Source organism: Paenibacillus baekrokdamisoli, from assembly GCF_003945345.1.
GTDB classification, from domain to species: domain Bacteria; phylum Bacillota; class Bacilli; order Paenibacillales; family Paenibacillaceae; genus Paenibacillus_Z; species Paenibacillus_Z baekrokdamisoli.
This window is the reverse complement of the sequence record NZ_AP019308.1, coordinates 4759135-4770786: the sequence shown is the minus strand read 5'-3', so window position 1 is coordinate 4770786 and position 11652 is coordinate 4759135. Positions and strand designations below refer to the sequence as shown.

Annotated in this window: 15 protein-coding genes; 10 read left to right on the top strand and 5 right to left on the bottom strand. The window is 45.0% G+C overall.

All coding sequences use genetic code 11. From position 1 onward, the window contains the following. Positions 1 to 111 precede the first annotated feature (111 nt). The 3 genes from thpR to EKN16_RS21035 all read right to left on the bottom strand — a co-directional run bounded on the left by thpR (position 112) and on the right by EKN16_RS21035 (position 4098). Entirely contained in the window at positions 112 to 702 is a 591-nt protein-coding gene (thpR, locus tag EKN16_RS21045; RefSeq protein ID WP_125661762.1) for an RNA 2',3'-cyclic phosphodiesterase, read from the bottom strand. Between the two features lie 95 nt (positions 703 to 797). Beyond that, complete coding sequence (locus EKN16_RS21040; RefSeq protein ID WP_125661759.1) at positions 798 to 1625, bottom strand: hypothetical protein; 828 nt, start codon at positions 1623 to 1625, stop codon at positions 798 to 800. Between the two features lie 163 nt (positions 1626 to 1788). Further along, a complete protein-coding gene (locus EKN16_RS21035) occupies positions 1789 to 4098 on the bottom strand; it encodes a UvrD-helicase domain-containing protein (RefSeq protein ID WP_164523108.1) in 2310 nt (769 codons plus the stop codon). Between the two features lie 194 nt (positions 4099 to 4292). Between EKN16_RS21035 and EKN16_RS21030 the strand changes: the two genes are divergently transcribed. Then, entirely contained in the window at positions 4293 to 4514 is a 222-nt protein-coding gene (locus tag EKN16_RS21030) for a hypothetical protein (protein ID WP_125661756.1), read from the top strand. A gap of 329 nt (positions 4515 to 4843) precedes the next feature. Then, on the top strand, positions 4844 to 5080 hold the full coding sequence (locus EKN16_RS21025; protein WP_125661753.1) for a DUF6953 family protein: 237 nt from the start codon (positions 4844 to 4846) through the stop codon (positions 5078 to 5080). 50 nt (positions 5081 to 5130) lie between these two features. On the opposite strand, the gene EKN16_RS21020 is transcribed toward EKN16_RS21025, so the two are convergent. Then, positions 5131 to 5436 (bottom strand): hypothetical protein, encoded by a 306-nt coding sequence (locus tag EKN16_RS21020; RefSeq protein WP_125661751.1) that lies wholly within the window; start codon positions 5434 to 5436, stop codon positions 5131 to 5133. 115 nt (positions 5437 to 5551) lie between these two features. Here EKN16_RS21020 and EKN16_RS21015 point away from each other — a divergent pair, with 115 nt between their 5' ends. Together EKN16_RS21015 and EKN16_RS21010 are read left to right on the top strand one after the other, a co-directional pair. After that, on the top strand, positions 5552 to 6256 hold the full coding sequence (locus EKN16_RS21015) for a pirin family protein (RefSeq protein ID WP_125661748.1): 705 nt from the start codon (positions 5552 to 5554) through the stop codon (positions 6254 to 6256). Between the two features lie 137 nt (positions 6257 to 6393). Continuing rightward, positions 6394 to 6615: a DNA-binding protein gene (locus EKN16_RS21010; RefSeq protein WP_125661745.1), complete on the top strand. Its 222-nt coding sequence runs from the start codon at positions 6394 to 6396 to the stop codon at positions 6613 to 6615. Positions 6616 to 6670: 55 nt separating this feature from the next. Here EKN16_RS21010 and EKN16_RS21005 read toward each other — a convergent pair whose 3' ends face one another. Beyond that, a complete protein-coding gene (locus EKN16_RS21005; RefSeq protein WP_125661742.1) occupies positions 6671 to 6886 on the bottom strand; it encodes a hypothetical protein in 216 nt (71 codons plus the stop codon). A 167-nt stretch (positions 6887 to 7053) separates the two neighbouring features. On the opposite strand from EKN16_RS21005, the gene EKN16_RS21000 reads away from it, so the two are divergent. The 6 genes from EKN16_RS21000 (at position 7054) to EKN16_RS20975 (ending at position 11612) form a co-directional block, all read left to right on the top strand. Next, complete coding sequence (locus EKN16_RS21000) at positions 7054 to 7500, top strand: tellurite resistance TerB family protein (protein WP_125661739.1); 447 nt, start codon at positions 7054 to 7056, stop codon at positions 7498 to 7500. 108 nt (positions 7501 to 7608) lie between these two features. Beyond that, on the top strand, positions 7609 to 8205 hold the full coding sequence (locus tag EKN16_RS20995) for a TerD family protein (protein WP_125661737.1): 597 nt from the start codon (positions 7609 to 7611) through the stop codon (positions 8203 to 8205). 44 nt (positions 8206 to 8249) lie between these two features. Then, positions 8250 to 8825: a TerD family protein gene (locus tag EKN16_RS20990; protein ID WP_125661734.1), complete on the top strand. Its 576-nt coding sequence runs from the start codon at positions 8250 to 8252 to the stop codon at positions 8823 to 8825. 92 nt (positions 8826 to 8917) lie between these two features. Beyond that, positions 8918 to 9499: a TerD family protein gene (locus tag EKN16_RS20985; protein ID WP_125661731.1), complete on the top strand. Its 582-nt coding sequence runs from the start codon at positions 8918 to 8920 to the stop codon at positions 9497 to 9499. A 79-nt stretch (positions 9500 to 9578) separates the two neighbouring features. Then, positions 9579 to 10847, top strand: coding sequence for a TerD family protein (locus tag EKN16_RS20980; RefSeq protein ID WP_125661729.1), 1269 nt, complete (start codon positions 9579 to 9581; stop codon positions 10845 to 10847). A gap of 24 nt (positions 10848 to 10871) precedes the next feature. After that, positions 10872 to 11612, top strand: a complete 741-nt coding sequence (locus EKN16_RS20975; RefSeq protein ID WP_125661726.1) for a TerC family protein — start codon at positions 10872 to 10874, stop codon at positions 11610 to 11612. Positions 11613 to 11652 lie beyond the last annotated feature (40 nt).

Here is an 11652-nt window from a genome sequence, read left to right as displayed (position 1 = left end):
CTTTTCCTCTTTTAGCGATGGTTAAACGAAGGAGAAGCCTCTTTTCAAAATATCAGAAAGTATAAAATTCGCCTATCCCCTTGCAAGAGCTCCCGGAGCTCCCGACTAGCATCACAACGAGAAACGTTCAACCGCTTCATACATCGGAAGACTGCCTAGATGGCTCGTATATAGGACGATTTCATCTACTTGCCAGCGAAGAATCTCCCCAAAGGAGTCAGTAGGCAAGGGTCGGCCGCTCCATGTCTCCGGTTCAAATGGAAGGTTTCCATTGTATTGGCGAGCGAGTGTAAGATGTGGATGATAGGCTCTTTCCTCTGCTGGATATCCAAGTGGCGTGAGGGCGGCAGCAACAGCTGTATGCAGCTGATGTAAATGCTCCGAATCGCCGCCAATGCCTGCCCATAACACGCGTGGATTTTCAGGCCGCCCGAATAGCCCTAGATTCTCAATGGCAAGCTCAAAGGGAGGAATGCCAGCAGCCATCGCTTCCTGAAGTGCCTGCGATATATCTTGAACATGAATCGCGGGCACATCTCCAAGAAACTGCAGGGTAAGATGATAATCCTCTGGAGAGGTCCATTTGCGAAAGGATGGGAGCTGCTGCTTTAATTCATCACACCAAGCGGCGAGAATTAATTTCCACTTCTCCGGTAGAGGGACGGCGACGAACAAACGGATCGCAGTGGATTTATCTGCCATTTCTTATCTCCTTCGTTACACAAAAAGTGGTTGTTTATAAAGATCATAGTCTGCCTTTAATTTTCCCTTGATGTGTAAATCCCAAACATGTATGACTAAAGCAGTTTCTTCGCTTTTACTATTTTATCATTTACTCGCTTCTCCAAAGTTAATACATTCTGCTTCTGTGTGTTGATCATACGATAGTCGGAAACTACCGAGGAGAATGAACCGAGAGTGGTGGAGGCTTCCGCTTTTCTCACGGCTTGGGTAAAGCTTGTCCAAGAGGCAGAGGCACGCTTCTTCGTAGCACTTATCGCGCTTTTCTGCGCGCGGATCTCGATTTGGAGAGGATCTGCTTCTGCTAGCGCAGCACGAATGACTTTCGTCTTTTGGGCGACTTGTGCCTTAGCTGCCTTTAATGCGGCCTCTTTGGTCTTAATCTCCTGTCTGGCCAGCTGCACAGCTATCTTCATAAGATCAGCCTGTGAGCGAAGAAGGGCGTTAAGATCTTTGTCCTTTAGCAGCCTAGCGGCCGTAATCTGCTGATTCAGTGCGGCATACGAAGCGAACAGCGGCTTGTAGCGTTCGCGGATGGCGGTTACATCCTTCTCCAGCTGTTGAATCTTAGCGGCATCAATCAACTTGATCTGTTTGCGCAATGCGAGCTCTGCCTGTTCATTGGCGTAATGATTCGTCTTAATTTGTTCATCGATCGACTGCTCCTGCTGCTGTAAGGTTGTAAAATCATTGTACAGCACATTTAATTTCACTTTCGTCGTGCTGTCGGCCTTCTCAATCATTTTGTCCCAAGCGGTCTTAAGCGAAGCTGATATTTCCATCGAAGCGGCAGATAGGGCAGTTGGAGCAGCGATGGCTATCACAAGCGCCAGCATAACGGTAATGATTGGTTTAAAGCTAAAGTTAAAGGTTAACCTTGCCATAATCAATGAGCCTCCTGGTCATATAGGTGTCAGTAAATGCAAAAAAAGCACCAGCAAGAAAGGCGCGAATACGCCTGTTCTTACGGGTGCTTCCATCGTAAGTGAACCGAAACCTATTTATTTTTGTCAAATATATCCTATCGGCCTAGAGGGTGTCAAGCTGTTAGCAAGGCACAATTCTAGTGCCTTGCTCCATCTGCAGCTGGCAAAGCGGACATTTCTTAGAAGCCAGCTTCTTCTCGGCTGCGGACATAATTCTTGACCAAGCGTTACATCGCGGCCCCGTACATAGCCACGCTGGCACGGTCTCTGTCCGCCCAGAAGTGATCGATTTGGACGTTGAGGATAAGCTCGATAAGCCCCGGGAACTGCTGCTAGAAGCAGACGATCGGACCTTCCTCTCAACCGTTTCTTCTCCGAAAGCATGCATAATGAATCGCGAGATATCCGCTTGCTTCCCACGGAATCGAGAAGGGGAGCTGATGATCAATTCCTCCCGTGCTCTAGTTATTGCGACGTATGCAAGCCTGCGTTCCTCTTCAAGTGCCGCGATACTTTTCTGATCGGCAGTTACTTTCGCATAAATATCCTTCATGCGTCCAGCGTCAAGCGCGGAACTATGCGGCAGGCTGCCTTCCGAAGCGCCAATGAGAAAGACGACGGGAAATTCCAGTCCCTTGGACCTGTGAATAGTCATCAGTGCGATCCGGTTTCCTTGCTCTTGCGACTTGTGCCCGCTGCCTTGCTTATGCTTAAGAATTAGCTCCTCAATGAAAAGGAGGAAGGCCTCGACCGTCTTGAAGCGCTCTGCTGAGGTAATCAGCTCATCAAGCGTTTCCTTCAACACTTCCTTATGCTGCGTTAACGGCTGCTTCGCACTGGTTTCTACGTAATTATCATAGAACTGCTTGCGCATTTGCTCAATAGCCTCTGTTGGCGTCATCGCTTTGCATTCCCGAATAAAGGCAAGGCGCTCCTTAATCTTCTCCTTCTGAAAATCCTTAACCTCCGCATAAGTATGCAGGTGGACAAGGGGTCCCTTCTTAGGACGCAGCGCATCCTGCATTCGGATATGAGCAATCCCTTTATCTCGGTTAATATAGAGTGATGGCAAGATGCCTTCTATAGCTTCAAAATTCCGTCGATTTAGCGATAAGCGAAGATGATCAATAATCGGTTTAATGAGCCAATGCTCGTACAATAATTGACCATCCCCATAATCGATATGCGGCATGTCGTGAATAACAAGCTGCTCGAGAATAGCCCGGTTATTGCTCGCAGATCGGTAGAGCACTGCGTAATCGCCATATTGCCTTTTGCCTTCCTCAATTTCCTGCCGAATAACCTTCAGGATTTTATCTGCTTCATCATCGACATGGGAAGGGCGCATATATCTTGGAACGGTAGGACTCTGTTTCGTCACCTGCAAGGTTTTGCTCCGCCGCTGGGTATTGTGGCGGATGACTTCATTCCCAAGCCCGACAATGCTTGTCGTAGAGCGGTAGTTAATGTCGAGTGTGATGACGGCAGCTAGCGGATAAGTCTTCTCGAAGTTCAGAATGAAGTCGCTTCTTGCGCCATTGAACGAGTAGATCGTCTGATCATCATCGCCAACTACCATCAAATTCTGATGCGGCTGAGCAATCATTTTGACCAGCTCGTACTGGAGGTAATTGGTATCCTGGAATTCATCCACCATCATGTAGCGGAAACGATTCTGAAGCGACTTGAGCAGGTTGGCATTCTCCTTAAGCAGCTTGTAGGCGACAACCAATACATCGTCAAAATCAATCTTGTTATTCTCTGCCTTCCACTGCTCATAGCTAATGAAGATCGCTTTGATTTCCCTCTCCTCATCCGTAGATTCGGGCAGGTCCTCAATCGCCACCAGATTCATTTTATAGGAGGATAGCAAGGAGAGCAGGGTCTCCGGCTGGTAATCGTTGCGGATATTCAACTCTCGCAGTATCCGTTTGAGCAAAATATGCTGTCTGCCCGTTTCGCTGAAAATCTCCTGTGAGATCCCCTGTCTGCGCAGCATATAGAGAAAGAATGAATGAAATGTGCGAGCTTGTATGGAGGAAGCAATCTGCTCACTTATGCCTGGCAATCGAACGATTCGCTCTCTCATCTCAGCTGCAGCTTTACTAGAGAATGTCAGCAGCAGAATGCTGCCTGGACTGATATGCCTAACCGAGATTAAGTAACCCGTCCGGCATATCAATACCGAGGTTTTACCTGATCCCGCGCCTGCTAGTGTAAGTAGAGGCCCGTTATGATGTCGGACCGCCTTGATTTGCGATTCATTTAAGAGAATGCTCTGCTCCTCTAATTGGCGAAAATACGGGGCATCCTGTTCACTCGGAGCTACGAGCTGTTTGCTCGTTGTGGTGGAGGCTAGATCAGCCTTCGGAATATCTTTATCGGTTACACCCATAGGGGTGCGAAACCATTTGTCTGCGTTCAGATTCATCACCTTCATTGCGTTTGATTAGCAGATTACCTTCTATTTGTCCCTTATAGAATAGGCGTTCCTATAGATTACATTATCGCATAGAAAAATGAAAAATATATTTTCCTAATCCTCAATTTCCGACATTTTACACTCTTGTTAACTTTTATGAAAGCGTTACAATTATAGTAGTCGTAAGCTAGGAGGTGAGAAATATGAGCCAAGAGGAGGAAGTTGTTCTGGAACAAGCAGAAGAAGTTTCTGATGAGTCTACTGAAGAAGCAGTAGAAGAATCAGCTGCTGAAGAAGTAGAAGTAGAAGAATCCGAAGAAGAATCAGCCGCAGCGGTTGAATTGGAAGAATCCGAAGAAGAGTCAGCTGCAGCCGCAGAATCGGAGGAATCCGAGGAAGCGGAATCAGAGGAGTCAGCTGAATAGGCTAGCTAAATTGGCTATCTTACGGATTATGAAGAGTCATGCAATAATAATAAACTATTATTTTTATTAGTGATACAAAAGAGGGCGTCCTTAAGGTCTAACGAGACCTGCGGGGACACCCTCTTATTTATTTAGGGGGAAGTCGCGGTAGCGGATGATGTTGTCGGCTATCGTAATTGGTGTTCGCATGTTCGCTTTCTTTCCTTTAAAATTAGCTTCAGTATCCATTGAATCCCCTCCATAGTTTAAGTTATGCTTCTATAGGGATTAATACGGGTAAGAAATGGGTCAGATCATTAATATTTGTTAAAGATTGGGGAGGACGTTGTATGGCGTACACAGCAAATGACGTGGCAGAATGGATGTATAATGAGGTTCAAAATGCAGGGGTGCTACATCAGAATCAAGCGGTAACGCATATCATCAATCACTTCGGAGAAGCATTTATCTATGTGAATGAGAACGGCAATAAGGCGATTGATAAAGAAGTGAAGAAGCTTTTCAAGAAGCTGCATGGCGGGAGAGCTGCGTGGGAACGAGATGGATTTTTCTGGGGCTGGCAGTAGAAATAGAAGGAGTAGGCAAGAATCCCCTCCTCCTGCAGCGCTGATGCTTACTAAACGTCATAACCTAATTTGCGATCCGTGCGAATGATGAACTGCTGCGCGGCTTTATCATATTCAATTAACCCATCTGTCGAGTAATACCAGGTTTTCTTATGAGGATTGCCGTTCGGTACCACGAACAAATTGAGTTCCTCGCGATTCTCTATGAGCAGCTTAGCCAAAGCCTCATCCGCTTCATGAATCGTGAATATATGACTGGTATCGTTTATTTCTTCTAGGGCGTATGTGCCAGCATGCTTCTTAGAATCGAAGAAAAGCGTACTGCCGACTGAATGTCGGATATACATATGGTCCATGGTATCCCTCCTGCAAGGTTTCTTGGTTATTTGAATGACTTGACACCGTAAATATATCACACTATGATACTTACATAAAGTTAGTAATGACAAAAATGTGAGCGGAGGGATAATCATGATCAAGCTTTACCCAGCAGATTCTAGATATTCAGCCGACCATGGCTGGCTGCAAGCTAATTTTAGCTTCTCTTTTGGGGGCTATAACGATCCGTCTAATATGAACTTTGGCCCATTACGGGTATTCAACGATGATTTTATCCAGCCGCAGGAGGGCTTCGGAACCCATCCGCACCGTGATATGGAGATCGTAACAGTCGCTTTGAAAGGTCAGCTGCAGCATGAGGACAATACAGGGGGCAAAGAGATTCTAAGACCGGGTGAAGTGCAGCGAATGACTGCCGGAACGGGAATACTCCACTCCGAAATCAACAGCTCGCCAGATGAGGTCGCGAATACTCTGCAGCTTTGGTTCCTACCGAGCGAGAAGGGGCTAACGCCGTCTTATGAACAGAAGGCCTATGATCAGAACGCCATGAAGAACCAACTGCTTCCTGTTATTTCAAGCCGAATGCAAGCAGATAACGTAACCTTCATTCATCAGGATCTTACGCTGTATCTATCCGAGCTGGAAGCGGGGAATAGCCTCGTATTTAACCAAGAATCAGGACGTAGAATTTACTTGTTCGTCATTGAAGGCAGCGTCACTCTGAACAAAGAGTCCGAGCTTAATAAACGCGATACGGCAAGAATCACGGATGTGACCAAGCTGGAGATCCAATCGAGCGAAGGTTCGACCTTCATGTTGATTGATTTGCCATAAGTAACGACTCATAAAGGTGCTGACCAAACAGGGTCAGTGCTTTTTTTTATGGAAAATAGTAGATTTGGCTTATACGAACCCCTCGTCCATGTTATAATAAGAGAACACGTCTTAGAACAAGAAAGGTTGCAAAATGAATGCAAACATTTGAAGATTGGAATCAGAAAGCCAAAAAAACGTTTAATGCAACAAGCAATGAGGTTGTATTGACGTTAACTGAAGCGGGCAGCTTGTTAGGGCTCTCCAAGGACCAAATGAAAGTTTATGTCGATAAGAATGGCCTCACCAAGGTGCCCATTATGAGAAGCGTTCATAGATATTTGTTGCTCAAAAGTGAAATAGATGCCCTAGTGGGATAAAATGAAGACACCGCATAGGTGTCTTTTTTCGTTTTTGTGGTTAAACATATAGAGTCTACCTTTTTCGAGTTGCAAAAAATTCACATTCGTTTCGTGAATGATAAGAAACTTCGCTCACACTAGTCTGTGTGACGACTAGATTATCGTCGAATCGAACAAGGACGCCGCCTGAATCGACAATATGGTCGTCCTTGAACACCCGCAGAATAGATTGGCGCTCTAACGCATCGTGAAAATCCTGATCAGTGATAAGACGGATGTTCTGTGCCATAAATTTGATTCTCCTTTTCCCAGCATTTATTCTATTGTAACAGAGCGCGTTTATTTTAAATAATCTTAAACTTTCGCGTCATTTGTAGAATCTTGATATTTATTGGAGTATAGTAAAATTATTGTAATCCAAGCATGCAAGAAACCAACCCACAGGAGGCAATAACAATGAGTAACTTCACGAACTGGCTAAACAACACGAAAAAAGGGCTTACAGATCAAGTGAAAAAATTCAAAAACAAGGATTTCATGGATGCTATCGTTGCAGGCTGTGCGCTTGTTGCTTATGCCGACGGTAAAGTTGATGATACCGAGAAGAATAAAATGGCTGGCTATATGAACCTGAGTGAAGAGCTTAAAGTATTTGATATGACTCAGGTCATTTCCCAATTCAACCACTATGTGGCAAATTTCGACTTCTCTCCAGAAATCGGTAAACAAGAAGCGCTTAAATCCATCTCCAAATTCAGCAAAAAGCCGGAAGTCGGCCGTTTAATCGTAGGCGTGTGCAGCGCAATCGGCGCAGCTGACGGAGATTTCGACGATCAAGAGAAAGCAGTCGTTCGTAATATTTGCAGCGCGCTTAATCTGAATCCGAGTGAATTCAGTCTGTAATCCCCCTACAGAATGGGCTAACAACGTTTAAAAAATATTTTGAAACATTTTGAATCCCATCCCGTATATTTTGTAAAAGCTTGTAGCTTGAGAGGAGGTGACGAAGCAATGTCCACAATAAATCTGGTTAAGGGTCAAAAAATCGACTTAACCAAAGGCAATGCAGGGCTTACGAAAGTTATTGTAGGTTTAGGATGGGATCCGGTTAAGCAATCTCGCGGGTTCTTCGGAGGCAAGAAACAGGCGAATATCGACTGTGATGCTTCTGCGCTTTTACTTAATGAGAACGGTAAATTGACGGATGTTAAGAATCTCGTTTGCTTCCACAATAAGACAAGCCTTTACAATGCGGTCGTTCATTCTGGAGATAACGTTACGGGTGAAGGCGAAGGTGACGACGAGCAAATCGAGATCGATTTGGTCAAAGTTCCTCAGGATGTCAGCAAAATCCTCGTAGTTGTGAATATTTATGACTGTATCAACCGTAAGCAAGATTTTGGGATGATTCAATCTGCATACATTCGCGTTCTAAATGGATCGAACAGTAATGAATTGATTAAATTCAATTTGTCAGATAATTATGCTGGCAAAACAGCATTAATCTGCGGTGAACTATATCGTCATGGCGGAGAATGGAAATTTGCTGCAATTGGTGAGGGTACGCAAGCCGCGCATATTAACCAATTAGCTGAACAGTATAAGTAAGTCAACTTTTTCAACTTTTAATTATGAAACGGAGGATTTCTATAATGGCTATTAATTTATCTAAAGGTCAAAAGGTTGACTTAACAAAAACAAATCCAGGCTTGTCCAAAATCACGGTCGGTTTGGGCTGGGATACGAATAAATACGATGGCGGTAAAGACTTTGACCTTGACGTGTCTCTGTTCTTAACCAATGCAGAAGGTAAAGTAGAAGGCGAGAAAAACTTCGTATTCTTCAACAATCCTCAGAACGAGAATGGTTCCGTTGTTCATACAGGCGATAACCGTACAGGCGAAGGCGATGGAGACGATGAGCAAGTTAAAATCGAACTGTCTGCCGTACCTGCTAACATTGAGAAAATCGCATTCACGATTACGATCTATGAAGCAACAGAGCGCAGCCAAAACTTCGGACAAGTTTCCCGTGCTTATGCACGTATCGTGAACGACGTTAACAACGAAGAAATCATTCGTTTCGATCTTGGTGAAGATTTCTCCGTAGAAACAGGCGTTGTCGTTGGTGAACTGTATCGCAATGCCGGAGAATGGAAGTTCAATGCCATCGGAAGCGGCTATAAAGACGGTCTTGCTGGATTGTGCCGCGATTACGGCGTTAATTAACAGTCGATTATTATAGAATAAGGCCGCCATTCATGGTGGCCTTATCCTTACTCCATACTTCCTATAAAATTCATTAGAGAGAAGGTATTCTTATGACTATTAGCTTGTCTAAGGGACAACGGATCGATCTAACGAAAACAAACCCAGGTTTAACAAAAGTAACAGTCGGTCTTGGCTGGGATACGAATAAATATAATGGCGGCAGTGATTTCGACTTGGATGCTTCTGCATTTCTTCTTAGTGAAGACGGCAAAGCTAAAAGTGCGGACGACTTTGTTTTTTATAATAATCAAAATGGTGGAGCTGGCTCTGTCGTTCATACGGGAGATAATCGTACAGGCGAAGGCGACGGCGATGATGAGCAAATCATCGTAGATTTCAGCAAAATCCCTGCTAATATTCACCGTATTGGGATCACAGTTACGATCTATGATTACGAAGCTCGCGGTCAGAACTTTGGACAAGTATCCAACGCTTTTGTACGTGTAGTCGATAGTGCGACTGATCGTGAAGTACTGCGCTTCGATCTAGGTGAAGAATTCTCCACTGAAACAGCAGTTGTTTTCTGTGAATTTTACCGTAATGGCGCAGATTGGAAGTTCCAAGCGATCGGCAGTGGTTTCGCTGGCGGACTTGGCGCACTCTGCAAAAACTATGGCCTTGATGCACAATAATGCTTCTTCCCATTTGTAGCGCGCGCTGAATCAAGACGTGCGTTACAAAAATATGGAGCGTAAAGGGTGACACATAATAATGGGCAATGTGGTTATTAAAGGACAAAAGGCGGATTTGACGAAAGTTAATCCGGGAATCATGGGGCTCACAGTCGGAATCGGCTGGGAATCTCCTGCAGCTGTTGAAGTAGATACATCCGCTTTTCTTTTGGGTACTAATGGAAAAGTAGCAAAAGACGAAGACCTCATTTTTTATAACAATCCCTTAACCCCTTTTATCGAATACAAAGGCATCGAAACAGGAACGGATAAGAAGCAATTTAAGCTATCCTTACCGAGAATCCCTAATCATATCGAGAAAATCGCGTTTTCGTTAACGATCTATGACAGCGAGACACGCAAGCAAAGCTTTGGACAAGTCCAGAATGCTTTCATCCGCTTCATAAATGATGCGACCGGCCAGGAAATACTCCGGTATGATCTTGGAAACAGCTTCTCCGTGGAAACGGCAATCGTTGTAGGAGAGTTATATAAATACAATGGCGAATGGAAGTTCAACGCCGTTGGAGCGGGGTTTGCAGGCGGTCTTCAAGCGCTGTGCGGTAATTTTGGCATAGAAGTGAGTAATGAGCCTGTTCAATCCGAGGTAGCGGCGACGACAGAAGCACCACCAAGGCCGCAGCCTACTCCTATACCTGCGCCTACCCCTCCACCAGCTCCTGCTGCTGCTCCGATTAATCTGAATCTAACCAAGATTGAGCTTAAGAAAAAGGGTGACAGCATTAATCTGAAGAAATCAGCCGGTGGGCTCGGTGAGATTCTCATTAACCTGAATTGGAATCAGAAGCAGTCCAAGCCAGGCGGATTCTTTAGTCGTGGCTCGAAGACAGTTGACTTAGATCTTGCCTGTTTGTACGAGCTTAAGGATGGACAAAAGGGTGTTATACAAGCGCTTGGTGAATCATTCGGTTCATTGACGCGTGCTCCTTACATTTCATTGGATGGCGATGATCGCACGGGTTCCGTCAAGAGTGGAGAGAATCTTCGCATTAACGGCAGTAAAGTGGCGGAGATCGAACGTATTCTGGTGTTTACGTTTATCTATGAAGGGGTTACAAACTGGGCAGAGGCAGATGGTATTGTTACCCTCAAGCAAGCTGGTGGACCGGATATTGTCGTAGATATGAATGAACATGACAATCGTAAACGGATGTGTGCGATTGCGATGATTCGTAACGTAAACAATGAAACGTTCAGTGTAGAAAGACTTGTGCAGTTCTACAGCGGACATAAAGAAATCGATCAAGCTTACGGTTTTGGTATGCGCTGGGTAGCTGGAAGTAAATAGACGTAGTCGTGGAGGCATTGTTCAATGGGTTGGTTTAGCGATTTTTTTTCAAGCATCGTGGAGAACTACGGTCACTTCTTCTCATGGAGTGAGATCGTGGCCACGCTGCAGGACCCTGTAAGCTGGGGTATTATTGGTAGCTTGGTTCTACTTGAAGGTCTTTTATCCGCGGATAATGCACTTGTTCTTGCAGTCATGGTTAGACATTTACCGAAGGAACAGCAGAAAAAAGCATTGTTTTATGGTCTCTTAGGTGCGTATGTCTTCCGCTTCATCGCCATTGGCCTCGGAACCTTCCTCGTTGGGTTTACGTTAGTTAAGGTTCTTGGTGCCCTTTACTTGTTCTATATTGCTTACGGTGGGCTGTTCAAGGGCGGCGAAGAGGATGAGGTAAAGAACAAGGGCGCTTCCTTCTGGAAAACGGTTCTTATGGTGGAATTGATGGATATTGCCTTCAGTATTGATAGTGTTGTTGCTGCTTTTGGTTTGAGCAACGAAGTATGGGTACTGTTCTTAGGCGGTATACTCGGCGTTCTAATGATGCGTGGTGTGGCACAGGTCTTCCTCAAGCTGATTGAGAAGGTACCAGAGCTTGAAAAAACAGCTTTCCTGCTCATTGCTCTTATCGCCGGAAAAATGCTCGCAGGAGCATTCGGCTACCATTTATCGAATATTATTTTCTTCATCATCTTGATTGTCGTCTTTGTCGGAACGATTGTACTCAGTTCCATTCGCAAGAAGAACCGAGCGAACAAAGAGGCTTAGACTATCAGGGTAAGACAAAGAGAAATCCCTCCATTTTAGA